This window comes from Mycobacterium sp. DL (assembly GCF_039729195.1).
In the GTDB taxonomy this organism is placed as follows: domain Bacteria; phylum Actinomycetota; class Actinomycetes; order Mycobacteriales; family Mycobacteriaceae; genus Mycobacterium; species Mycobacterium hippocampi_A.
In genome coordinates, this window is the sequence record NZ_CP155796.1 from 6,061,978 (window position 1) to 6,086,847 (window position 24,870).

Consider the following 24,870-nt stretch of genomic DNA (forward strand, 5'->3'; position numbering starts at 1 on the left):
CCGGCCGGCTGTCTCGGATTCGAGGTCAAAGGTCGGTGTGCGGTGCGACGGGGTGCGCGCGTTAGTGTGCTTCGGTCGGCCTCAGCGAACGAGAGGCCAGGAAAGTCGAGCACAGTCATGACCGCATCAGCAGACGCACCGGCACTCGAGGCGCGGGTCGGCCACTACTACCAGATGGACGACACCTACCTCGTCGGCCGCGAGAAGGTGCGTGAGTACGCCCGCGCCGTGCAGGACTATCACCCCGCGCACTGGGATGTCGACGCCGCCGCCGCGCTGGGCTACTCCGGTCTGGTGGCACCGTTGACGTTCACCTCCGCGCCGGGCATGTCCTGCAATCGCCGCATGTTCGAATCAGTGGTCATCGGTTACGACACCTACCTGCAGACCGAGGAGGTCTTCGAACAACACCGTCCGATCGTCGCGGGAGACGAACTGCACGTCGACGTCGAACTGACGTCGGTTCGCAGGATCGCCGGCAGGGACATGATCACCGTGACCAACACCTTCACCGACGCCGCCGGCGAGAGGGTGCACACGCTGCACACCACTGTCGTCGGCGTCACCGCCGAGGATCTTGATCCGACGATCAAGACCGCCGTGCAGAACGCGATGATGCATGACGTCGACTTCTCCGGTATCGGCACGTTCGACACCGAATACCACAAGACGGTGCGTCCGGAGGGCGAGGTGCGCATCGCCGAGGGGGGCACCACCCGCACTCCGGGAACCCCGTCGTTCGAGGACGTCAACGTCGGTGACGAACTTCCGGTGCGGCACACGCGACTGTCGCGGGGCGACCTCGTCAACTACGCCGGCGTTGCGGGTGACGCCAATCCGATCCACTGGGACGAGGACATCGCCAAGCTGGCCGGGCTGCCCGACGTGATCGCCCACGGAATGCTCACCATGGGTCTGGGCGCCGGGTTCGCCTCCGGGTGGTCGGGTGACCCCGGGGCGGTCACCCGTTACGCGGTGCGGCTGTCTGCGCCGGCGATCGTGTCCGCCACCGAAGGAACCGACATCGAGTTCAGCGGCCGGATCAAGTCATTGGACCCGGCGACCCGCAGCGGCGTCGTTGTCATCGCCGCGAAGTCCGACGGCAAGAAGATCTTCGGGCTGGCGACGATGAACGTCCGCTTCAGCTGAGTGCGCCGGGGTTCTGACGAACGATCGCCTCGACGTCGGACCGCAGTTGCGCGAGCTTCTGCTGCTCGTCGGCGGAGTAGTCGCGGGCCGTGTCATCGAGTGCGCACACCGTGCCCACCACGTTGCCGTCGGCGTCGTGGACGGGTAGGCCGAGGTAGTTGTGCAGTCCGAACTCGGTCTCGTCCTCGTTTCCGGCGAACACAGCGTCGGTGCGCGAATCCCGCACGAACAGCGCCTCGTCGGAGTTCACCACCCGTTCGCAGTACAGCGGTTTCCGGTCCTGGTCGTCACCGGCTTTCTTTCCCGCCGCCCACGGTGTAGTGCTTGGTGGCCTCACCGCCGGTGGCGGCCACGACCATCGAGTCCGGTTCGGAGCGCATCACCAGCACCGACTTCACGTTGAGCTGGCGCGCCAGTCGCTCGAGCTCGGGGGTCACCGAAGCCAGTCCCTCGGTGGCGTCCGGTCGGTGCGGTGCCGGCGCCCGGGTCTCGTCGACGGTGGGGTCCGAGTCGTCACGGTCGTGTTCAGTCATCGGTTCATTCTTCCAGTCGCGGCCGGCTGCCCGCTGGTTCGAGCATGACGGACTACTGGACGTCACGGGTTGTCGGGCACGGGACCTGAGCCCATCACGACCGTGATCTGGGCGGTGACCTCGACGGTTCGCCCGGCAAATGGATTGGTGCCCACCACACGATCCTCGAGCTCGGGGGGTGACGGTAACGACGCCTGCTGGAACTGCAGGAAGCCCGCGTCGATCAGCACCCGAACCGCTTCGGCATAGGTCAGCGACGTCACATCAGGAACCACTCGTAGCGCCGGCTTCTCGGCGTCGGGGGTGTTCCGTGCGGGGCCTGTGGACACGTTGACGGTGATCTCGTCGCCGGACCCCACTGCGGTGTCCGCCGCGGGGTCGGTATCGATCACGTGGTCGCTCGGCACCGTCGGATGCTCCTGTTCCTGCACACGGGTGCTGACGCCGGATTCGTGCAAGGCCGCGACCGCGTCGGTCAGGGCCTGACCACGCACGTCCGGAAGCGGAGCACTGCCAGGGCCACGTCCGGCCAGGTTGACCGCGACGGCCAGCACCACCGCTAGCACTGCGAGCGCACCGAAAGCAATCAACTTCCGTGACCTCGACGAACCACTCCGCCGCGACGGATGCGTCGGGACCTGCTCGTTCGGTGAGGTCGGGCGATCCGGCCCGGCCAAGGACAACGGCGACGTGAGTTCAGCGGCAGTCCCCTGCGCGGCAGCGAACGGCGGATCGCCATTCTGAAGGCGGATCAGGTCGACGCGCATCTCCGCGGCCGACTGGTACCGATCGGCGGGATCTTTGGCCATCGCCTTCAACACCACGGCGTCAAAATCCGGTGTCAGTCGACCGTCGCGGCTGGACGGCAGATCCGGGTCCTCGCGGACGTGCTGGTAGGCGATCGCGACGGGCAGATCACCAGCGAAAGGCGTTTCGCCGGTGGCCAATTCGTACAGCACACACCCGAGTGAGTAGACGTCGGAGCGGGCGTCGACATCGCCACCACGGGCTTGTTCGGGGGACAGATAGTGGGCGGTGCCCATCACCGCCCCGGTCCGGGTGACGCTGTTGTCGCTGTCGGCGAGTGCTCGGGCGATGCCGAAGTCCACCACCTTCACTGCTCCGGCCTCACTGATCAGAATGTTGGCGGGCTTGACGTCGCGGTGGACGATCCCGTGCCGGTGGCTGAACTCCAGCGCTTCGCAGACATCCGCGGCGACCCCGATCGCCCGCCGCGGGGTCATGGCTCCCCGGGCACGCACGGTATCCCGCAACGTCAGACCCTCGACGTACTCCATCACGATGTACAGGAGCTGCCCTGTGGACGTCTCCACCTCGCCGCTGTCGTACACCGCAACGATCGCGGCGTGGTTCAGTCCCGCCGTCTTCTGTGCCTCCCGCCGGAATCGCGCGTTGAGGCTGGGATCTCTGGCCAGATCCGCGTGCAGCACCTTGACCGCCACGTCGCGATTCAGTCGCAGGTCACGGGCCAGATGAACTTCGGACATGCCGCCGATTCCCACGATCTCGCGCAGTTCGTAGCGATCGGCGAGGACGCGCGGCGTGCTCACTGCCGAATCCCGACGTGTCCTGCCCCAGGTTCGCTCGACACTCGGCTCCCAAGGCAGGTTGTCCTTGGTGAGGCCACCTGACAATCCTGGCACGTTGCAGGTGCCCCGGCCAAAGACCGATCGGGGATCAGCCGGACCGGCGACGCCAGCGTCTTGATCAGTCCCGGTCCGACCACCGGAACACGGCGAGACAGCCGATCAGTCCGCCGACCGTCCACACCATCAGCACCAGGAAGATTCGCCAGTGCTCCCAACTGCCCGCCGGTTCGAGCACGACCATCTCAGGCGGCAGGAGCACCGAGCGGAACCCCTGCGCCATCCACTTGACGGGGAAGAGCGAACCGACGATCAGCATCCACGTCGGCAAGACCATGATCGGCACGTAGGTACCCGACAGGAACTGCAGGCCCACGGCGGGACCGTTGGTCAGTACCGCCGCGGACACGGCGTTGCTCGCGAAGTTGCTGATCAGGATGCCCAGCAGGGAACAGCTGACGATGCCCAGAACGAAGACCCACGTCAACGTGAACCATCCGAAAACGTCTGTGGGCAAACGAAGTCCGAAAACGAACACACCGACGAGCAGCAGCAGGACGGCCTCGGCGAGACTGACGATCCCGACCAGCGCGATCTTGCCGATGAAGTACGACGACGCGGTTGTCGGCGTCCCGCGGAGGCGTCTCAGGGCACCGGTGTCACGGTCCGCGGCGACGCTGATACCGAGGTTGATGAAGGATGTCGACAGGATTCCGTAGGCGAGCATGCTCGCAGCGATCACGGCGCCGGTGCTGATATCGCTGTTCGGCAGTTTCTGCGAGAAGATCGAACCCAGCAGCAGGCAGATCACCGCCGGCATCGCGAACGTCAGAACCATCTGTTCGGGCCGGCGGTAGAACATCTTCAACTCGGGAACGACTCGCGACAACCCGATGCGCACGGCGGAGGGAATCGGGGATCGCACACCGTCGGCGCGGTGCCGGGCCGACGATGACTTCTCCGAGTGGCCGACGGACATCAGGCCAGTCCGATCAGGTGCAGATAGGCGTCTTCGAGCGTCGGCCGCGTCACGGTGAGCTGTGCCAGCTCGGTGCCATCCGCGCTCCGTTGCCTGATCAACTCGGTCGGGTAGTCGGTGTGTTCCACATGGACCTCGTCGCCCACCATCCACCGGACCGTCGCGGAGGTGTTGACGTGCTCGGTCAACCGTGTCGGCGAATCCATCGCCACCACCTTGCCGCCGGCGATGACCGCCACCCGGTCGGCCAGCGCCGCGGCTTCCTCCAGATAGTGGGTCGTCAGCAGGATCGTCGTGCCGTCGGCAGCCAGGACCCTGATCAGCTCCCAGAACTGGCGTCTGGCCTCAGGGTCGAACCCCGTCGTGGGTTCGTCCAGGAACAGCAGTTCCGGCATGCCGATGATGCCGAGGGCGACATCGAGTCGGCGACGCTGGCCACCGGACAGTGTCCGCACCCTCGAGCCGGCGACCGAGGCGAGTCCGACCAGGTCGAGAATCTCCCCGGTACCTCGAGCGGTGCCGTAGCACCTGGTGAACATCTGCACGGTCTCGAGCACGGTGAGCATTCCGGCGTCGCTGACCTCCTGCAGGACGATGCCGATTCTGGCCCGCCAATTGCGGTCGGCGGTACCCGGGTCTTCACCCAGCACCCGCACCTGTCCGGAGTCGCGTTTACGGTTGCCTTCGAGGATCTCGATCGTGGTCGACTTGCCCGCCCCATTGGGTCCCAGGATGGCGAAGATCTCGCCGTAGCCGACGTCGAGATCCAGATCGTGCACCGCCTGAAGCTGCCCGTAGGACTTCGACAACCCCCGAACCTGTACTGCCGACGATTGATTCGGCTGCGTCACCGCTCGGGCTCGCCAGTCTGCGCCTCGAGTTCGGCCAGCAGCGCCCGCAGGTCGGCATCCGACAGGTCGTCGATCAATTGGGCCACGTCGGCGTCGGCGCCGGGGACTTGTGGCGGCGTCGGCTCCTCGGTGGCAGGCGGTGCATCGCTGTGGATGAACTCGAGTTCGGCAAGCACCCGATCGGACAATGAGTTCACGCTGACGCCTCGGAGTATCTCGAGCACCGGTAGATCGATCGAGAACATCGTATTGATCCTGACCCGGAAGTCCATCGCCATCATCGAATCCAGGCCGATGTCGTCCAGCATGTCGTCGGGCTCGATGTCGGCCACCGCACAGTCGAACACTCCGGCAACGATGCGTCGGACGTGTTCTGCGATGACGGCCGGCCTGTCGACATCCGCTGTCGCCGCCAGAACATCGAGGATCGAGGTGTCCAGCCCCTCGGCCTGCGAAGCGGTGTCGGCCACCTCGAGTTGCGAGAACATCGACGGCAGTCGCCCGCCGAGGCCGGCCTGGCGGGCCCGGCCCCAGTCCGCGGTGATGGCAACGACGCTGGGTGTTCTCTGACTGATGAGCCGGTCGAGGATGCGTGCGCCCACCGCGGGTGTGATCAGCTCGATTCCTCGTTGTGCGTAGATCTTCTCGAGCTTGAGCTCTTCGACCATTCCGACCGACCAAGGTCCCCACCCGATGGTGAGTGCGGGCAGTCCCTGCGCCTGCCGGAACGCCGCGAACGCATCGAGGACGGCGTTGGCGGCCGCGTAGTTCCCCTGCCCGGGCGCGGCGATGGTGGACCCGGCGGAACCGAACATCACGAAGAACTCCAGGTCTTCGAACGTGTCGTGCAACACGCGGGTGCCGGTGACCTTCGGGGCCAACACCGTGGCGAAGTCGTCTTCGCTCATGTTGACGAGAAGCTGGTCGGAAACCGTTCCCGCGGCGTGGACGATTCCGCGGACGGGCCGTCCGCCGTCGCGGATGTGGTCACGCAGCCAGTCCGCCACCGCAGCCGAATCGGTGATATCCACACTGGCGGTGGAGATGTCGACACCGTGGCGCTCGACCGCCCTAATCGTCGACACCGTCGCGAAGTGGCTGTCGTGTTCGGTCATCGACGACCAACTGCTCCTCGGTGGGATGGCGGTTCGGCCGAGCAGCGTGATGTGCCGCGCCCCCCGCTCCGCGAGGTAGGTCGCCACGACGCGGCCCAACGCTCCGGCCCCACCGGTGACGACGTAGGTCGCGTCGGGCGTGAGCTTGGTCGGAAAGGGTTTGGTCAGGCCGGCGCACGGACGCAGGCGCGGGACGTACGTCGTGTCGCCACGGATCGCGATCTGGTCTTCGGAGCCGCCGTCGAGCACATGCTGGCAGATACGCGCGGCATTGCCGGCGGGTGTGCCGGCACCGTCGATGTCGATGAGACCGCCCCACAGTTCGGGGAACTCCTGATGCCCGATGACCCGGCCGAGCCCCCAGACGGCGGCCTGGTCGACCTCGGTCACCTCGCTTCCGGGTGCGGGTTGCGTGTTGGCGGTGATGAGGAACAACCGCGGCTTGACGGCGCCGTTCTCCGCCAGGGCTTTCACCAGACGCAGGAGCGTGAAGGTCCCGATCTGGTGGTTCGCAGCGTCGAGGGCTGGGCGCTCGGTGGCGGATTGGGAGGACATGTCCAGTGGCCAGCAGTTGACCACGCCCGCCAGGTCGCCGACGCCGGCGAGGTGTGCTGCGACGAGCCGGCCAACCTGGTCGGGTTCGTGTGGGTCGATCAGGTAGCCCCCGTCGACCTCTTCGAGCGCCGCACCGCGCTGCTGTCCGACGGTGTGCACACGGTGACCGCGCCTGCGCAATTCGGCCGCGACGGCCGTGCCGGTACCCGAGGCGTCGACGAAAACGAGCCACGAGGATCCCTCGGCCACGTTCTCGCGCACGCTGTCCGAGTCTTCATCGGCCATCTCACACCACTGGACCTCGTACAGACCCTTGTCGATTCGGTCAGCCGACATCCGCGAGGACGCGCTCAGCGACTGCACCGTGAAGCCGTCCAGGACGGCGAGGGTGTTACCGAGTTGGTCGGAGATCGTGATGTCGCTCTTGATCTCCTCCCTGGTCGCCGAGAGGACGTGGACCCGAACCGTCATGCGCTTGTCGGGCGGGCCGTACACGGCGCAGTGCCCGATCCGGGTCGGCAGGTACGGGTCCTCACCCTTTCCCTCCCCGAGAAACGGTGCGCCGAAAAGCGTCTGGAAGGCGCCGTCGATGAGCGCCGGATGGAAGCTGAAGTCGTCGAGCTCGTCGGCGATCACGGCGGGCACGTCGATCTCGGCCTCCGCCCAGTCCTCACCGGCGGTCACGCTCCGGACGGATCGGAATGCGTCACCGTAGTCGAATCCGATTGCCGCGGTGCGGGCGTAGAAATCATCGCCGCTGAGCGAGGTGACCTGCTCCTCACTGCCGGACGGGTCATCGCGACGCGGTACCGCCGGAAGCGTGTTGAGCTCCGCGGTCGCTGTGATGGTCCACTTCAGGTCCCCGTCGGCCGTGGCCGTGAACGCAGCGAACTCCAGCGTGCCGTCGTCCTGGTCGAGTGTGGTCCTGAGAATGGGATCGCAGGTGTCGTCGAGGATGACGGCCCGACGCAGAACGAGGTTGTCGACGCTGTGATTGGACCCGTAGGTCGCCTTGGCGGCGGCCAGGGCCATCTCGATGTACACCGATCCCGGCACGACCACACTTCCCTGGATAAGGTGATCGGCCAGAAATATGTTGAGTACGGTGCTCAGTTCGGCTTCCCAGGTGGGATGCACGCCGCTCACCGATTGCCCCAGCAGGGGGTGCACGGGGTCGTAGAACAGCGTCTCGGTCGCTTCCTGGGTTTCGTTCCAGAAGCGCTTCGTCTGCCACGGGTACGACGGGAGCTTGAGCAGTCGTCCACCGACGCCGGGTTGCACGGCGTCCCACGCGACGTCGTGGCCCTGGCAGTGCAGCGCGCCGACGCAGTTCAGCAGTGTCCGCCGCGCGTCGTGGTCACGACGTTGCGTCGCGGTGACGGAAACGCGCTGCGTTCCAGCAGTTTCGAAGATCGACGCGGCGAGCACGGGGTGCGGCCCGAGTTCGACGAAGTGGGTGTATCCGTCGTCGATCATTCGCCGGATCGCCGGTTCGAACAGCACGGTGGCGCGGGTGTTCTGCCACCAGTAGGCGGCGCCGGCGGTGTATCCGTCCAACCGTTCGCCGGTGACCGTCGAGTAGAGCGGCAGCTCCGCGGTGGCAGACGACAGGCCTTCGAAGGCACTGAGGAGATCGTCCTTCACCGCGTCCATGTAGTGGGTGTGGTAGGGCACCTTCCCGGACAGATACCGGTTGAAGATCTCGGCTTCGTCCAACTGCCGTGCGATGTCCTCGAGGACGTCGCCGTCCCCGGCGACGGTCACCGCTGACGGGCTGTTGATCGCAGCAACTGAAACCCGTTGCCCGAACTCGTCACTCACCTTCTCGTCCAGCGCCCGCATCAGCGATTCGGCATTGAGGCCGACGGCGAGCATCCGACCCTGGCCGGTGGTGCGCTGTTGCAGCCGGCTTCGGTGGTAGATCACCTCGATCGCCTGCTCGAAGGTGAGCAGCCCGGCCAGATGATGCGCGGCGACTTCGCCGGCACTGTGGCCGACGACGGCATCCGGGCTGATCCCGTACTGCGCGAGTTGCTCGGCCAGTGCGATCTGGATGGCGAAGTTGGCGGGTTGCGCGATCTCCGTTTCGCCCATGCGCGAACTGTTCTCATCGCGGCGGAGCTCGTCGAGCAGAGACCAGTCCGCGTAGCGGGACAGCTCCCGGTCGCTGCGTGTGATGCTGTCGGCGAAAACTGGCGAGGTGTCCAGCAGATCCCGGCACATGCGCCACCACTGGGGGCCCATTCCGGTGCAGACGAAGGCGAGCTTGGGCGCGACGGATCCGGTGCGGACCGCCGCTATCTGCGCGCCGTCGGCGAGGGCCTGGAGTTGCTCCTGCGCATCGGTGACGCTGTCGGCGATCAGCGCCTGGCGGTGATTCAGATGCGAGCGTCGCCGGCCGAGGGTGTAGCTCAGATCCGACAGCGTGATGTCAGGATGCGTGGCCAGATGTTGCGCCAACCGTCCGGCGACCGCAACCAGCGCTTCGTCGCTGCGCGCCGAGATCGGCAGTACCGCAAGCGGGAGCGATTGTTCGGCATCTGTTGCCTCGATCGGCGCGGGAGGCTCGGCGAGCACCACGTGGGCGTTGGTGCCGCCGAACCCGAAGGAGTTGACCCCTGCGATTCGTCGGTCGTTGTCGGGAAACGGCCGTCCCGTCCCAGCGATGTCCATGTTGAGTTCGGTGAGGGAGACGTGCCGAGTCGGTGTCTTCAGATGGAGGTTGGCGGGAATGTAGCTGTGCTTGAGCACCAGCGCCGCCTTGATCAGACCGGCCACGCCGGCGCCGGCCTCGAGGTGGCCGATGTTCGTTTTCACCGATCCGATCAGAAGCGGGTCCGTCGCCGGCCGGCCCGGTGCAAGCGCAGTCGCCAGCGCCCGCATCTCGATGGGGTCGCCGACGGGTGTTCCGGTGCCGTGCGCTTCGACGTATCCGACCTCGGCGGGCTCGACACCCGCACGCCGGAGCGCTGTCGTGATCGCCGCTTGTTGCGCGTCCTCGCTGGGCACCGTGATGCCGTCGGTGTGGCCGTCCTGCGACACGGCTGTGCCGAGTATCTGCGCGTAGATCTCGTCGCCGTCACGCAGTGCCTGCTCGAGCGGCTTGATGATGACGATCGCGCCACCTTCCCCGCGCGCGTAGCCGTCGGCGGAATCGTCGAAGGCCTTGGAACGTCCCTCCGGGCTGAGGAAACCGCTTCTCGACTCGGCGATGGCGGTGTTCGGACCGAGCATCAGGTTCACGCCGCCGGCCAGAGCGAGGTCACATTCGCCGTTCCAGATGCTCTGCGCCGCAAGGTGTACCGCCACCAGCGAGCTGGAACACGCTGTGTCGATCGTCATGCTGGGCCCGCGGAGGTCGAACGCATACGAGAGCCGGTTGGCCAGCATCGTCATCATCATCCCGGTCGCCGAATGCGACTTGAACCGGTAACGACTGGTGCGGCCCTGGTTCTGCAGCAGTTGATAGTCCAGGGTGAAGCCGCCGACGAACACCCCGACATCAGTGCCCGCGAGTCCGTCGGCGGGAATGCCCGCGTCCTCGAATGCCTCCCATGTGGCCTGCAGCAGCAGACGCTGCTGCGGGTCGAGGGTGTGGGCCTCACGCGGGGAGATGCCGAAGAACTGCGGATCGAATTGATCGACGTCACTGAGGAATCCGCCGCGGCGGGTGACGATCTTGCCGATCTTCGCCGGATTCGGATCGTGGTATCGCCCAGCGTGCCAGCGTGTTTCGGGCACGACGCAGGTGGCGTCGGTCTCGCTGCACAGCAGGTCCCAGAAGCTCTCCGCGGAGTCGGCACCTCCCGGGAAGCGACATCCGACGCCGACGATCGCCAACGGCGCGTGATTGCTGTCTTCAGGAAGCATGTTCATCCTCTGCCCTCACAACCGGGATCGGTCACCGGCTGCAGTCCGTTCTTGATTCGTCGATCGATACCGTCGCGGGTAAGCCGGGTGTCAACTCGACTGCAGTGCCGGCGCGGTGGCGATGATCCACCCGTCGCTGACGGGGTTGATCTCCTGCTCACGGCGATAGACCGAACGCATCTCGCGCAGAAGCGAATCCTGCTGCCACGCCTGGACCTGCCGCATGACGCCGTCGTCGCCGAACATCGAGGATTTCTCTGCGAGGACGGTGTCGACGAGTTGACCCGCAAGCTGACGGAGCAGCTGCGCATTGGTTTCGAACACCTCGTTGAAGTTCGGAGTCGGTTTCATCATCGCGATGTGCAGCGTCTCCATGAAATTCAGTGGCGCGTACAGGTCGAGGAAAGGAACCGAAGAAGGTCCCTCCTCCACTGCCGCCCACTCCCGGAAGAACTGCTGGACACGATTGCTCAGTGCGATGAGCCCTTCCAGGTGGGGGACGAACTCGGGGTCGTCGGCGACGCGCGCGAATCGGTCGTTCATGTAGAGAAGACCGACAAAGCCCCAGTAGAACGCGATGTCCCAGACGACCTTCGCCGACATCACGGTCGGGGCGCCCATCAGCCTGTACTGGTCCTGGTAGATGGCGAGCCACATGTCGGTGAGCGAGCGGAACAGCGTGTCGCTGATCTGCGATCGTGCGACGACTTCCTCGCCGTCGAGATCGCGGGTGATCATGTCGGTGATCAGGCCATTGCCGATCGCCACCAGGTCCAGCCCGGATGAGTACAGCGGGTCCAGGAAAACTCCGGCGTCGCCGGTCAGGCACCATCGATCGTTGCCGTCGAATATCTTCGTGACGCCGTGGCTGTACTTCTTCATGACCCGGAAGTCCCTGATCAGGTGGTCATGCTCGGCCAGCACTGCGGCGCACTGCGGTTCGTGCTCCCGAAGCCATGCCTTGAAGGTGTCAGGTGTGTTGAAGGTGTCGAACGGGTGCACCGCCGGATCGGCGACGATCCCGACGCTGGTGGCACCGGAAGCGAGTCGGATGAGCCAGACCCAGTAGCCGTCGCCCATCAGGTGGTTGGTGGACATCGCACGTTCGCCCTCGACGAGGCGTCGCTGCCATGTGGGGTCATCACTCCAACGACCGATGTCGATCTCCGTGGCGACACGTAGCCACGCCGCATTGCAGTGGTGCTCGTTGGAGCGCTTGAGGTCCAACTGCCGGGGCAGCACACGATTCCGGCCGGACGCATCGACCACCCACCGCGCCGTCGTTTGCGTGATTTTGTCACCGTTCTGGAAAGAAATGGTGTGCGGCTCTTTTCCGCTACCGAATTCCACTGACCGCACCCGACCGGTCGCTATATCTACGCCGGCAGAAATGCAACGGCGAGTGAGTTCGTTTTCCAATCTGCCGCGATCGATTTGATAGGTCGGCTGCGGCACGAAGCGCGAACCGCCGATTTCCATTCGATGGGTGATGTCGGTGTTTCCGTCGTGTGAAAAGAACATCCGCAAGCCCATCTTACGAATGTGTGACGTGCTCAAGTGGTCGCCCAAACCGAGCCGCTCCCGGAAGTAGTGCGCCGATACTTCGACCGTCGATTCTCCGACCGTGTGGGTGATCTCCGGGACCGGATGAGCGATCGGTTCGATGATCAGAATCCTGGTGCTCGGCCGCTCACCGCGGAGCTCGAGGGCGAGGGTGAGAGCCGCGGCGCCGCCGCCGACGATCACGACCTCGTGATTCGTCCCCGGTGTCTCGGTTGCCGCGAGCTGACTCCGAATTCTGCGGGCCAAGGCCTCTCGCGTCTCGGCGTCAAGCTGCGAAAGTTGCACTCGCGTGTCCATGCGCTTCCCTTTCCGGCGATGGGCTGGAGGAGTGTCTCAGCGAGGGCAACGTTACACGCGGCGAGGTCCCTTCCAGCGGGGAAAAGGGGGGTTCACCGGGGTGGCAGGCCGCTGGGCGACGTCCCGTCGTCGCTCGTCGACGACGGGTTCGTCGGCACCCGGTGGCGGCCGTAGACGAATTCGAATATCGGCGAAGCCATCAGTGTGGTGGCAATGGCCACCAACACCAGAATGGTGAACAATGTCGGAGTGATGATGCCTGCTTGAAGTCCGATATTGAGCAGAATCAGTTCGATCAGCCCGCGCGCATTCATCAACGCACCGAGCGCGACGGATTCGCGCATCGGTAATTTGCTCAAACGGGCCGCTACCGAGCACGCGACTCCCTTTCCTGCGATCGCGACGACGAGTAAACCCGCAGTGACGGCCCAGAGCGCCGGGGTGTTCACCAAACCGATTTGTGTGTTGAGACCTGAGTAGACGAAGAACAACGGCAACAGGAACGTCGTGGTGACGGGTTCGATGGTGTCGGTGAGGCGCGCGGCGAAGAAACCGGATGGCATGGCGACGCCCAGAAGGAATGCGCCGAAGATCGCGTGGATTCCGATGGTCTCCGTGTACCAGGCGCACACCATCAGCAGCATCAGGACCGCACTCAATACCGACGGCGGGATGGCCTTGCGCTCTTCGGACACCCTGCCGAGCGCCCCCAGAGCGCGCCTTCCGATCGTCAGCAGCAGCAAGGTGTAGACAAGGCCGCCACCGATCGCGATGACCGCCGTCGCCGGACTACCTTGGTGCACGGCCAACACGACGGCCAGAACACACCAGGCAATCGCATCGCCGCTGGCACCACACGCCAGTGCAAGGGTGCCCAGAGGTGTTCCACTGAGCCCCTTTTCGAAGATGATCCGGGCGAGCATGGGAAACGCGGTGATCGCGATGGCCGCGCCCAGGAACAACATCGCCAGAATGAGGGGGACGTCGGCGCCGAAGAAGTCCCCGCCTGACAGCATCGGCACGGCGACGAGTGCCCCGAGGGCCATGGGAGCGAAGGTTCCTGCCGCCGAGACTGCAACCGTGGTGCCTGCGCGCTGTTTGATGTGGCCGACGTCGAAGTTGAGGCCGATGATGAACATGTAGAGCACCAGGCCGATCTGCGCCGTGGTGTAGAGCACGACGTTCGACGCACCCGATGGGAAGAGCGCGTCCTGCAGGTCAGGCGCTATCCGCCCCAGCAGGGAGGGGCCGAGGACAACGCCGGCGATCATCTCGCCGACGACCTGTGGTTGACCGACGCGTTGCGCGGCCAGCCCGGCAAGCCGGCACGTCCCGAGGATGACGGCCAGCGCGAGGAAGAACTGTACGGCTATCTCTGCGGGCATGGCTCAGGCTTCACACGTCAGCATGATCGTGGAAATGGTTCGGGCTGCGGCACGCTCGTAATGTAACCGGCAGCGCGGTGAGCACGCGCACCCCCGAGGGTGGTCATTTGATGACGCTTGGGTCGGGGCCGCAAGTCTGCGGGTTCCGGCTGAGGAACGTGTGGGGGCTAGCACCACCTGCACGGTCAGGGCAGCGTCATTGTGAGCTCCACCCGTGCGCGGACATTCTTGTCGCGTCGGCTCGCCACCAGTGCCATCTGATCCAGCGGGCCGATCATAGAAGTCGCGGTCTACGACAGGAGCAAGACATGGGCACCGCAGTTCGCGAGGACCTGGTTCTCTCACACGCAGTTGTCACTGCCGAGGTGGAGGCGCCGTTCGATCGGGTCGACATCACGCAATGGCTCAGAACCCTCCCGACGCACGAGTACCAACGGTGCGCCCCCGGGGACCACAAGGCCGCGGGATACACGGTCGACGACGACGGGACGCCGATGTCGATCAACGTCGAGATGATCGGCACCGGCCTGGTCATCCAGCAGTATCGTTTCGAAGTCGCCGAGTCCCACTACTGCAAGATGGTGTCCCTATCGGATATCCTCACCCCGTCGGGATGGACTACCACGCAGGTCATTTGGGAACTCCGCATGGAGAAACTCAACGGAGATCATTGCCAGTACACCAACACGGTGACCTCCCACCCCACTGAGCACTTTCTGAAGTTCATCGCCGAGAACGGTCAGACATTCGACGAGGCGGCGGCGGCACGGCAGGAGGCCTCGGGCCGTCACTGCCGTATCGAAACGCCGCTGTACGCACAGAGCATCGCCCGCTGGGCAACGGCCCAATCCTCTGTGATCGCCTGATCGGCGAGGCGTTGCGATGACCTCAGCAGTGCTGTTCGACAACCCAGGGCCTCCCGAAGTTCTGCGCTGGCGCGCAACTGATCCCGTCTTTCCCCGCGCGCACGAGGTGGTGATCGGAGTATCGGCCGCCGGAGTGAACAATGCCGACCTCATGCAGCGGCGCGGTCACTACCCTGTGCCGCCGTGGGCACCCCGCCCGTTGGGGTTGGAGTGCGCCGGAACTATCACCGACGTCGGATCCGCGGTCACAGCCTGGTCGCCCGGTGACCAGGTGTGCGCGCTGCTCGACGGTGGCGGGTACGCAGACGAGGTCGCGGTCCCAGCCACGCAGGTCATGCCGATCCCCTCGGGTCTCAGCATCGTCGAGGCCGCCGCGATCCCTGAGGTCGCCGCCACCGTCTACTCCAACCTCGCGATGATCGCGGGGTTGACCGAGGGCCAGGCTGTATTGATCCACGGCGCAGGAGGCGGCATTGGCACTTTCGCGATCCAGTGGGCTACCGCTATCGGCGCACAAGTCATCACCACCGCCGGCAGCGACGCCAAAGCGCGTGCCGGACTCGACGTAGGAGCCCAGACGGCGATCAACTACCGTAGCCGCGATTTTGTTGCCGCTACGGTGGCAGCGACCAACGGGCGCGGTGTGGACGCCGTTTTGGACGTGGTCGGCTCGAGCTATCTCGAGCGAAACGTCGAATGTCTTGCACCAGACGGACATCTGGTGATCATCGGAGGCGACACCTCGCCCGCGCTGCTCGACCTCGGATTGTTGATGTCCAAACGCGCCAGCGTTACGGCGACGATGCTGCGAGCTCGGCCGATCGATCAAAAGGCCGCGATCGTCGCGGGGGTCACCCGCGATGTCCTTCCCCTGTTCGAATCCGGCTCGGTCCGCGTCGTGATCGACACCGTCGTTCCGATGGCCGAAGCGGCACAGGCCCATCGGCTGCTGGAGTCCGGGAATACCATCGGCAAGGTCATCCTCGACAACCGCCGGTAGTCAGCGACGATCAGTTGCGCACGGATGTGTCGACCTGCGGCACCTTCACCGACGGGTAGATCTTGTCCAGCCAGGGGTTGTTGCGGTGATCACGGCCGTAGCCATATCCGAAGCCGTAGTCACTGTTGTTGCTGCCACCGAATACGTACCCGTTGTCGTCAGCCTGCGCCGGAGCGGAGAACCCGATCACGGCCACGGACAATGCTCCGGCTACAACGCCTACCAATCCGAACTTCTTCATCGACCTCGCCTCTTCCCTCTTACCGCTATGCCGACGGGCGAAAGTCCCGACGACACCGCGTGTAACAGGCGATCCCGGGCATTGATTCCGTCCAGGCGCAGCGGCGCCGCACTGCCTACACTCCGGACGACAGTCGCGCCAGGCTGCATCAGCGGCTCGCCGAAGCACAAGCCAAGGCCTACTAGGCCAATGAACTAACTGGCTATGTCAGTGGCGGGCGGCGGCTCGGGTTGGTAGGGGTGGTACCACTTCCATTGGGCGCGTTCGCCGGTCGGTCCGGGGTAGGGGTCCACTGCTGGCGGGGGTGTGGTGGGGGGTCGGGCCAACGATCGGTTGGTGAGTGGTTGGCCGGTGTGGTCGGTGACGACGAGGTGGTCGGCGGGGCCGGTGATGGTGATCAGCCCGCGGTGATGGGCGCGATGGTGGTACGGGCAGACCAGCGCCAGGTTGCACAGTTCGGTGAGGCCGCCGTCCTCCCAGTGCCGCAAGTGGTGGGCGTGCAGGCCGCGGGTAGCCCCGCAGCCGGGGACCACACAGCAGCGATCCCGGTGCTCCAGCGCCCGGCGCAACCGCCGGTTCACCGTGCGGGTGGCCCGTCCGGCGCCGAGGACCTGTCCGTGGCGCTCGAACCACACTTCGCAGGTGGCATCACAGAGCAGGAATCGGCGGTCGGCGTCAGACAGCAGCGGTCCCAGGTGCAGCGAGGCGACGTGGGAGTCGGCGTCGACGTGGATCACCGCGGTGGTCCGCTGGCCGTGCGGGCGCCGCGCGACCTCGGTGTCCCAGCCGGCGTGGATGACGCTCATGAACGCATCGATGGTGCTCGGGAACGGCGGCGCCTGCTCGGAGACGGCTTCGCCGGTGTCGTCGTCACCGGATCCGTGGGCGGCTTTCCAGTCGGCGACCAACCCATCGAGGTGCGAGGCCAGGGCGGCGTCGACGGTGGCCGCTTCGGCGTGGGGGAGCCGGATCCGGTAGGTGGTGTGGGTGTGGTCGCTGGTTTTGGCGATCGTGCGTTCGGGTTCGGGCGGGGGCTGCGGTTCGGGCTCAGAATCGAACTCAGATTCGGGTTGAGGATCGGGCTTGGGGCGGGGTTCAGCCTTCGTCGCGATCCGCAACTGGGAGACCGTCGCGGATTCAGTCAGCAGCGCGTAGTGATCGTCGGAGCCGTCAGCGGCGCGCTCAGCGATGACACCGACCTGATCCAGGGAGAACCGGCCCTCGCGGAGTGCGTCGAGGCAGCGCGGGAAGGTTTCGACGCGTTCGGCGACGGTGACCAGGGTTTCGGCGTTGTGCGGGGAGGTGCCTAGTTTCCAGGCCACCAGCGCGGTGACCGTTCTGGCGCCGGTCGTCGACCATAAGCCGTCGCGGTCGATCTCGGCGACGATATCGACGATGCGTCCGTCGATCGCATTCCGTTGACCCGCCAACTCAGACAACTCGTCGAACAGCACCTCCAGCCGCGCCCCCCGGGGCGGGCTGGGGATGAAACACGGTGCAGCCGAGGACATGACACCATCATCACAGAAGGGTCTGACAAGCGAGGGTCAGCCGAGTCGAGTGACCAGCCCTCGGTCACCGTCGACCCTGACGCGATCGTCTGTCGCGCCAACAGCAGGTGCCAGTCCGAAGTATTGAGGGCGCCCGCAGATGCGGACGCCCTCGTCTCACGACTGCCGCTCAGTTGCGCACGGAGGTGTCAACCTGCGGCACCCTCACTGACGGGTAAAGCTTATCCAGCCAGGGATTGTTGCTGCGATCACGCGTCGACCCGAAGTTGTAGCCGTAGCCGTAGTCGTCGTCGCCACCGTTGAACCCATAACCATCCCTGTCGGCCTGGGCAGGACCTGCAACACCGATCACGGTTGCGAACAACGCGGCGGCGACGATGCCAGCCAGTCCCATGTTCTTCTTCATCAAGATCGCCTCGTCCCTCTTCAAAGCTGCTTCGCGGGTGGAAGTTCCACCGATGTCCCGTCTAACAGCAGATCCGGAGAGTTGATTCCATCGACGCCACGGCGGCCGTGGCTGCACTTCGTGCCCAGCGATCAGCTCTGCTGACCACCAACGTGGAACACACCGGCGGTAGCCAGCATCACGCGTTGACGAGCCTGCTCGGGGTCATCCCCGAAGCGGTCGACGGCCCAGGACACGGCCGTGATGAGCTCGAACACCTTTTCCGTCGCGACCGAGGTCGATGACGTGCCCTTTTCCTGCGCGCGACCCAGGAAGTCGCTGGTTCGATTCGTCAGGTGGGTACACACCTCTTGCACGGGAGGTGTGCTGTCGTCGATTGCGGTGGCGATGCAACTCGGCAGGCCGTGCCAGATACGCAGCCGCCACGCGAGACGAAAGAGCCACTCGCGCAGCGTATCTTCGGCGGACATCTCGCGTTCCAGCTGCTCGGATCCTTCCAGCAGATCGCCGATGGTGTGGCCGACGCCCGCAGCAGTGGCGATGCCATCGGATCGGGGCCCCGCGGTTGAATAGCTTCCAACTCGGACAACTCCCAGACCGCGCCGCTCGCAGCTACTGCGATGCCAGTCGAGTGACCATTCCTCTGTCGCCGTCGACCCTGACGCGATCGCCTGTCTTGAGTACCTGCGTGGCCACCAGCGTGTTGACGACGCAGGGTAGCCCGTACTCCCGCGCCACCACCGCCCCGTGCGAGACCGAACTGCCGATGTCAGTGACCAGTGCGGCGATCACGGTGAAGTACGGTGTCCAGCCCACATCGGTGACGGGTGCGACGAGGATCTCGCCACGTTGCACCTGGCGCGCGTCCTGAATCGACTTCGCCACGCGTACAGTGCCTTCCGCTATCCCCCGGCTCGCCGGTCGGCCCTGGATCTGGTCATCGGTGACAGCGCCGACGGGCCGGGCCACGATGGGTGCGGGCCGTCCGACGGAGACGTCCTCGAACTCCAGTGCCTGTTGGAAAGCCAGCGCATCGCGGCGCTGCTGCGCTGACTGCACGAGGGCTGCGATGTCATCGTCACCCACCACACGGGGCAATTCCGAGCGGTCGAAGAAGAAGACCAGATCGGCATCGGGGAGGCGCCCGGAGTCGGCCAGCACGTCACCCAGATGGCAGTATCCGAGCTTGAGTCGGTGCGCCATCAGGGCCATCTTCGACTTGGTCTCCTCCCGCCCGCGTGCTCCCCCTTGTGCCAGTCGCGCAAGCAATCTCACGGTCCTCGAACCTGGTGTTTCCACACGTGTGCGAGTCGGACGCTCACCGGTGGAATCGCGGACCGACTGCAACATGACCTGCATCATCGATCCGAGTCCCTCGGCGTCTTGCGCCCATGCGGGGTCACGCATGCACAGCTCCCGGTACCCGCGGTGTCCGTGTCGAATCAGAAACTGCCGCAACGGCTCTGCGCCAGGACCGTCGGTGTTCCGCAAACGGGTCACCGCATCCGACGGTGCGGCAGAGAGGAACTGATCCGCGGCGGTGTCATCGGCGGCGATCTCCCCTACCACCGCATACAGTTCGTCGACCATCACGGCGCTCTCGACGTCAGCGGCACCCGCCATGAGCCGAGCGGCCTCCGCCTGGCCCTCGCTCTCGTCGCGACCGTTCTTGACCGCGCTGCGCACCAGATAGCTCTCCAGCACATTCGCGCCCACGGCGGCACGTGAGGAGGACCGCACGTGGACCAGCGTGACATAGCAATACAAGTCGACGCCTGACTCGAGTTGTTGCAGCACTTGTTCGGCGTTGCGACTGGTGGGGATGGGGAACGCGGCTATCCGTTCGCCGAGCCGTCGGATAGCCGGCCCGGCGGACAGCGCATGCGAGGTGAGCCGCACCGTGTTGATCAGTTTGGACACAAGGGGTTTGGGGGGCTTGGCCTCGAGCTCGTCGATCACCCGACCGCAGATCGACATGGAGAACTGCTCCAACGAGTTTCCGAGAATGCCCGAACTCAGCGCCGTCCCTTCGGTCATGTTCAGGAACATGTGCCCGTAGAAGTAGCCGACTTGCAGCCACTGTCGGTCGTAGCGTTCCTGCGCCCGAGCCACCACCTGGGTCATCTGCATCGCATAGTCGATCGCATGTCCCGACACCGACGCGGTGAGCGGACAGAATGCCCCCGGCATCATCTCGCCGATGTTGCAGCGGGTGTAGACATGTCTGGTGCCGGCCACCGGGGTGTCCATTTCGTTGAGATCCCCGGGCAGTGTGGTGATCGGCCGGGCCTGCAACCACCACAGTTTCCCGGCCTTGTCGATCGCCCATTCGAGATCCATCGGCCTGCCCCAGTGTTGCGCGGCGTGCAGCGCTCCGGCGCGAATCTGGGAGACCTCCGAATCGGACAGCACCGGAACGTCACCGACCTCGCACACGGCCCGGGTGCCGTCAGACGTCAGCACGAGGTGGTCGGAGACGGCGGATCCGTCGACGAGCGCCTCGCCCAGTCCGGCGACGGCATCGATCACTATGAGATCCCGACGACCGGTCGTCGGATCTGCGGTGAACACCACTCCGGCCGCGCGCGCGTCGACCATCTGTTGGACGACCACATGCATGACGGCAGCGCCCGCGTCATCGTGGCCGGCGTACGAGGAGGCGCGTTCGGACCCGGTGGAGTCGACGCACTGTCGCACGGCAGCCACAAACCCCTCCACCGAATCGACACCGAGCACGGTGTCGTACTGCCCCGCGAACGACTGCTCGGCGCCATCCTCTCCGGTAGCCGAGGATCTGACGGCCACGGGCGACTGCACCCTGGCGAAGCGGTCCGTGACCGCGTCCGGGAGTGGCAGCGAAGAGGCTTCAGCGATCACGAAACCCGTGGGGACGGAGAGACCGAGCCGCGTCAACTCGGCCAGCCCCAGCGCCTTTCCGCCGTACCGGTCGTCGACGACCTCGGCGAACTCGATCGGTGTGGTCTGCATCGTCAGCCCAACGCGTCGATGATCTCAGCCAGCGCGTCCACCGCGATCGGCCCGGGTTGATACAGGCAGATCCGGTCCGATACGCCGTCCACGCGATCTCGGATGTGCGCGGCCACCTCGGCCGGGGTGCCGCAGGCGGCGATCGTGTGGAGCACCTCGTCATCGATCAGTGTGGCCATTTCCTGCCACCGCCCCTGCTTGGACATCGCGTTCAGTTCGGGTTGCAGGTCACCCCAGCCATGCGCGTCCAGCACCGGACGGTACGCGGGTGTGGAGCCGTAGAACGCCAGCAGCATCCGTGTCGACGTGTGATCCTCACCCACCGACACGATGATCTCGGGCACCACCGCCAAGTCGCCGGCGTCTCGTCCTGCGGCCGCCAGTCCCGCCCGGACCGCAGGCATGGTCTTCTCGTGCAGGAACTTCTTCGACCCGAAAGGCATCACGAGTAGGCCGTCGGCGACTTCGGCGGTTGCCCGGGTCATCTGCGGGCCCAGCGCCCCGAGGTAGATCGGCGGAGGCCCATAGGGATTCGGTCCCGGATTGAACGTCGGTGTCATCAACGTGTGCCGGTAGAACTCGCCACGGAAGTCGAGTCGCTCGCCCTCGTTCCAGGCCGCGAAGATCGCCCGCAGTGCGCCGACCATCTCCTTGATCCGCCCCACCGGGCGGTCGAACTCGGCGCCGTAGCGCTTCTCGATCTGCGCGCGGATCTGGGTGCCGAGGCCGAGGATGAACCGCCCCTCGGAGATCTCCTGCAGATCGTTTGCCTCGTGGGCCAGCTGTATCGGGTTGCGCGGAAACGCGATTGCCACATTGGTCATCAGGTCCAGGCCCCTGACGGTCGACGCCAGAACCAGCGGAGTGAAGACCTCCCTCGGGCCCTCGAACGTGAACACCCCGGAAGCTCCGGCTTCCCGAAGCAGCGCCGCCCGTTCGACCGCATCGGTGGGGCCGAACAAGGCGGTCATGACCTTCACGATGTCGCCTCCGCCGGGACGTCGGTCCAGTCGGCGAAACCCGATGGATGGTGCGGCCCGATGACGGCATGCTCGAACAGTCCGACGCCCTGCTGTGTGCTGCCGTCGGACTCGGTGCAGACGGCATGACCGACGTGGTCGATCAGGCTGAAAGGTGCTCGCGCCAGAACCTCGGGATCCGTCAGATCGTAGGAGACGCGTTCAGAGAACGGCCCGCCCTTCCACGTGCCGTGCATCCAGGAGGAATCCCCGCCGTACCCGCTGCCAAAGGCGATCGGCGCGAACAGTTTCGATTCGACGTCGAGCTGCAGCCTGCTCCCGGAGCGTGTCATCATCTCGATGTGCGCGCCGTAGGGAATCCGGGTGCCCGGTGTGTACCGGATGGTCGCCCGCACACCGTCGAGCTGTTCGACCCTGCCGTCGCGCCAACGTCGGGTGCAGTCGTAGAGGCTGCGATGGCCGTCGGGATCCTCCTGAATGATCAGGAAGAGTTGGTAGTCATCGAACGCCAGCGGTAGATACAGCCACCACATCCCGCCGAAGGCGGTGTCGGGCCGGCCAGCGGGCTCTGCCTCACCGATGGGCCGGATGCCCCACGAACGATCGCGGCTGCCCACTGAGCTGGTGGTGTCGACGCTGAGGCGGTCGCCGTCGACGTCGATCCAACCCTCCCAGGTTCCGAGCTGGGCGAAACGGCACGCCTGCAACGTGACTCGCCGTTCCGAGTGCATCTGGTGCGTATGCTCCAGTGCGGCCGAGAACAGACCCCGCCACCTGAGGTCAGCGGAGATACCCTCGGTGTGCGAGACGGTCAGATGCAGTTCCTGCAACGGTTCGACAACGTCGAGTCGGTACCCGTTGACGTTCTGATTCAGACGGTCGCCGTCGATCGCATCGCTGAAGCGGACGGCGGTCTGAGTGTCTCCTCGCCGGATGACCATGTAGGCGTCCTTGACGCCCAGGCGGGGGTAGTAGCCGATACCGGTCAGCGCCATGAAACGGCCTTGGCGGTCAAGGACATTGAAGTACGACCGATCGTAGAAGTTGCGATCCGAGGTCACCGGGGCGCTGATCGGCACCGGCGCCTGGTGGATCGGGTACTCGTCCAGCGGACTCAAGAACACAACTGTCTCCCCAATAACAATACGATGCGAGCTATATTGTAATTATGAGAACAGATCGGTCCGCGGAAGACAAGGGACCAATCCGATCGTCTGCAGGTCGACCGCGCGACAGCAAGATCGACGCCGCGATCATTCAAGCCACCCGCGACCTTCTACTGGAGACGGGCTATCCCGCGCTGTCGCTGTCCGCGATCGCGGCTCGCGCCGGCACCACCACCGCCGCGATCTACCGGCGCTGGTCGGGCAAGGCCCAACTCGTTCACGAGGCGATCCTGCCCGCAGAGGTCACGGCCATGCCCAGTGCATCCGGTGACGTCGTGGAGGACATCCGGGCATTGGTGGAAGCGACACGCATCATGTTCGACCGGCCCGAGGTCCGGGTCGCACTCCCGGCACTGATCGCCGACACCGTCGCTGATCCGGATGTGCACAGCAGAATGACGTCTCGTTTCGCCGAGAGCCTCGCCACCTTCCGGACCAGGATTGACCGGACGCCCGGCCTGCCCAACGACGATGGCACCCTGCCGTTGCTCGCGGAAGTCGTTGTCGGCAGCGCGATCTTCCGCATCATCGTGCGCCACGACGCCCCGCTGGACGCGGCGTGGGCCGACGACCTCACCACCCTGATCAGCTCCGGGTGGACCTCGATGGCGCGCGGTTCTCGTTAGGGCGCCGGGCCGCGAACTCCACGCGGGCGAATACGGCGATCAGCACGACCAGGACCAAGAGCGGGGCGACGAGCCACAGCCCACGCTGTGCCCACCAGGCGCCGCTGGGCTCGGCCGACAACGTGGCCCCTGTCCGCTCGTAGATCAACACCACCGCCAGGTAGGCGGTCATGTGCCAGACGAAAACCGTCATCGCGACCGCGTTGAGAGCCACCACCGGCTTCCACCACGCGGGCCTTCGTAGCAGCCGCTCTGCGGCCGGCGTGATGAGAATGAGCAACCCCAGCTGGAAAACCGCCAGCGCCGCGATCGTGGCGTTGGTCGGGAAGAGGTTCGATTCGGCGGCTCCGACGGTGGCCACCATCGACCGCGGGAACCCCGCGGCCATCAATCCCATCAGCGCGGCCAGGCCCGCCGCGGCAACTGCCACCCGGGCGACCAGCGGCCGCCGCCCGAGTTGCCAACTGCGCCATGCGTAGCCGAGTTGGTGACAGAACAACCACACCAGCACTGCGGTGACCCATCCGGCCCATTCCAGGCCCGCGCCGCGATCCAGGACCGTGCCGCCCACGATCAGCGCCACCAGCACGACCAGCACCGACTTGCCTGCACACGCGTGCAGCGCCGCAGTGGCCGGTACCAGCATGATCAGCACCGTGTAGACGCCGACAAACCACAGCGGAATGAGATAGCCGGGAAACCACTGCCACATCCACCGGTGCTCACCCAGGAGAGCTGCTGCGAGGATTTCGCTGCCCAGCCAGGCGACGGCCCACACAGCGGTGGGCCACAGTACCCGGCGCAGCCGGCCGCCGACGAACTGTCCGGCCGTGGTTCCGCGCGTCCGAGCCCGCTGGAAGGCCACCAGATTGGCGTACCCGCCGACCACGAAGAACAGTGGCATCACCTGCAGCACCCAGGTCGCCACCCAGCTGCCCGGCGTCACGTGGATCGGATTGGGCATCACCAAGCTGGCGTCGGCGGTTCGATGGGTTACTGACAATGTCCAGTGCCACAGCACCACCACCACGATGCACACGGCGCGGGTGGCGTCGACCACCCGGTCACGCGAGTCCGGGGTCGCCGCAACAAGGCGGTCCAGCTTGGTCACACCCTGGGAAGCAGCGTCACGCCACCACACCCGGCCCCTCCGTCCTCATGCACCTCCGGCACTCGACGGTA

Annotated in this window: 19 protein-coding genes and 1 pseudogene; 4 read left to right on the top strand and 16 right to left on the bottom strand. The window is 65.5% G+C overall.

Annotated features, from left to right (window positions below; translation table 11 throughout):
* Positions 1-117 precede the first annotated feature (117 nt).
* Entirely contained in the window at positions 118-1,149 is a 1,032-nt protein-coding gene (locus ABDC78_RS28885; protein WP_178358090.1) for a fused (3R)-hydroxyacyl-ACP dehydratase subunits HadA/HadB, read from the top strand.
* On the opposite strand, the gene ABDC78_RS28890 is transcribed toward ABDC78_RS28885, so the two are convergent.
* The 8 genes and pseudogenes from ABDC78_RS28890 to ABDC78_RS28925 form a co-directional block, all read right to left on the bottom strand.
* Positions 1,142-1,402, bottom strand: coding sequence for a GAF domain-containing protein (locus ABDC78_RS28890; RefSeq protein ID WP_347133269.1), 261 nt, complete (start codon positions 1,400-1,402; stop codon positions 1,142-1,144). The two genes, ABDC78_RS28885 and ABDC78_RS28890, sit on opposite strands and share 8 nt — an antisense overlap.
* A 34-nt stretch (positions 1,403-1,436) precedes the next feature.
* Positions 1,437-1,682 carry a hypothetical protein gene (locus ABDC78_RS28895; protein ID WP_256735966.1) on the bottom strand — a complete coding sequence of 82 codons (246 nt, stop codon included), beginning with the start codon at positions 1,680-1,682 and terminating at the stop codon, positions 1,437-1,439.
* Positions 1,683-1,762: 80 nt separating this feature from the next.
* A pseudogene (pknB, locus tag ABDC78_RS28900) lies at positions 1,763-3,253 on the bottom strand (Stk1 family PASTA domain-containing Ser/Thr kinase); the annotation flags it as partial.
* A 157-nt stretch (positions 3,254-3,410) separates the two neighbouring features.
* On the bottom strand, positions 3,411-4,268 hold the full coding sequence (locus tag ABDC78_RS28905) for an ABC transporter permease (RefSeq protein ID WP_178358088.1): 858 nt from the start codon (positions 4,266-4,268) through the stop codon (positions 3,411-3,413).
* Positions 4,268-5,119, bottom strand: coding sequence for an ABC transporter ATP-binding protein (locus ABDC78_RS28910; protein ID WP_178358087.1), 852 nt, complete (start codon positions 5,117-5,119; stop codon positions 4,268-4,270). Before ABDC78_RS28910 ends, ABDC78_RS28905 begins: the two co-directional genes overlap by 1 nt.
* The gene (locus ABDC78_RS28915) at positions 5,116-10,659 is read right to left on the bottom strand and encodes a type I polyketide synthase (protein ID WP_178358086.1); all 5,544 of its coding nucleotides are present in this window, start codon (positions 10,657-10,659) and stop codon (positions 5,116-5,118) included. The genes ABDC78_RS28910 and ABDC78_RS28915 overlap by 4 nt, the downstream gene beginning before the upstream one ends.
* A gap of 90 nt (positions 10,660-10,749) precedes the next feature.
* Positions 10,750-12,519 (bottom strand): lycopene cyclase family protein, encoded by a 1,770-nt coding sequence (locus ABDC78_RS28920; protein ID WP_178358085.1) that lies wholly within the window; start codon positions 12,517-12,519, stop codon positions 10,750-10,752.
* 92 nt (positions 12,520-12,611) lie between these two features.
* Positions 12,612-13,904 (bottom strand): cation:proton antiporter, encoded by a 1,293-nt coding sequence (locus tag ABDC78_RS28925; RefSeq protein WP_178358084.1) that lies wholly within the window; start codon positions 13,902-13,904, stop codon positions 12,612-12,614.
* A 308-nt stretch (positions 13,905-14,212) separates the two neighbouring features.
* Here ABDC78_RS28925 and ABDC78_RS28930 point away from each other — a divergent pair, with 308 nt between their 5' ends.
* Together ABDC78_RS28930 and ABDC78_RS28935 are read left to right on the top strand one after the other, a co-directional pair.
* The gene (locus ABDC78_RS28930; protein ID WP_178358083.1) at positions 14,213-14,770 is read left to right on the top strand and encodes a hypothetical protein; all 558 of its coding nucleotides are present in this window, start codon (positions 14,213-14,215) and stop codon (positions 14,768-14,770) included.
* 16 nt (positions 14,771-14,786) lie between these two features.
* Positions 14,787-15,770 (top strand): NAD(P)H-quinone oxidoreductase, encoded by a 984-nt coding sequence (locus ABDC78_RS28935; RefSeq protein ID WP_178358082.1) that lies wholly within the window; start codon positions 14,787-14,789, stop codon positions 15,768-15,770.
* A gap of 10 nt (positions 15,771-15,780) precedes the next feature.
* Here the strand turns inward: ABDC78_RS28935 and ABDC78_RS28940 are convergent, their stop codons facing one another.
* The 7 genes from ABDC78_RS28940 to ABDC78_RS28970 all read right to left on the bottom strand — a co-directional run bounded on the left by ABDC78_RS28940 (position 15,781) and on the right by ABDC78_RS28970 (position 23,020).
* Entirely contained in the window at positions 15,781-16,011 is a 231-nt protein-coding gene (locus ABDC78_RS28940; protein WP_178358081.1) for a hypothetical protein, read from the bottom strand.
* A gap of 194 nt (positions 16,012-16,205) precedes the next feature.
* Positions 16,206-17,522 carry an HNH endonuclease signature motif containing protein gene (locus ABDC78_RS28945; RefSeq protein ID WP_347133270.1) on the bottom strand — a complete coding sequence of 439 codons (1,317 nt, stop codon included), beginning with the start codon at positions 17,520-17,522 and terminating at the stop codon, positions 16,206-16,208.
* 169 nt (positions 17,523-17,691) lie between these two features.
* Positions 17,692-17,928 (bottom strand): hypothetical protein, encoded by a 237-nt coding sequence (locus tag ABDC78_RS28950; protein WP_178357651.1) that lies wholly within the window; start codon positions 17,926-17,928, stop codon positions 17,692-17,694.
* Positions 17,929-18,059: 131 nt separating this feature from the next.
* Complete coding sequence (locus ABDC78_RS28955; RefSeq protein ID WP_178357652.1) at positions 18,060-18,398, bottom strand: hypothetical protein; 339 nt, start codon at positions 18,396-18,398, stop codon at positions 18,060-18,062.
* A gap of 142 nt (positions 18,399-18,540) precedes the next feature.
* Positions 18,541-20,916 (bottom strand): PEP/pyruvate-binding domain-containing protein, encoded by a 2,376-nt coding sequence (locus tag ABDC78_RS28960; protein ID WP_178357653.1) that lies wholly within the window; start codon positions 20,914-20,916, stop codon positions 18,541-18,543.
* Between the two features lie 2 nt (positions 20,917-20,918).
* A complete protein-coding gene (locus ABDC78_RS28965; RefSeq protein WP_178357654.1) occupies positions 20,919-21,896 on the bottom strand; it encodes a TIGR03617 family F420-dependent LLM class oxidoreductase in 978 nt (325 codons plus the stop codon).
* Positions 21,893-23,020, bottom strand: a complete 1,128-nt coding sequence (locus ABDC78_RS28970; RefSeq protein WP_178357655.1) for a hypothetical protein — start codon at positions 23,018-23,020, stop codon at positions 21,893-21,895. The genes ABDC78_RS28965 and ABDC78_RS28970 overlap by 4 nt, the downstream gene beginning before the upstream one ends.
* Positions 23,021-23,064: 44 nt before the next feature.
* Here ABDC78_RS28970 and ABDC78_RS28975 point away from each other — a divergent pair, with 44 nt between their 5' ends.
* Positions 23,065-23,688, top strand: coding sequence for a TetR-like C-terminal domain-containing protein (locus tag ABDC78_RS28975; RefSeq protein WP_178357656.1), 624 nt, complete (start codon positions 23,065-23,067; stop codon positions 23,686-23,688).
* Here ABDC78_RS28975 and ABDC78_RS28980 read toward each other — a convergent pair.
* Positions 23,648-24,799: an acyltransferase gene (locus tag ABDC78_RS28980; RefSeq protein WP_218620443.1), complete on the bottom strand. Its 1,152-nt coding sequence runs from the start codon at positions 24,797-24,799 to the stop codon at positions 23,648-23,650. The two genes, ABDC78_RS28975 and ABDC78_RS28980, sit on opposite strands and share 41 nt — an antisense overlap.
* Positions 24,800-24,870: the final 71 nt, after the last annotated feature.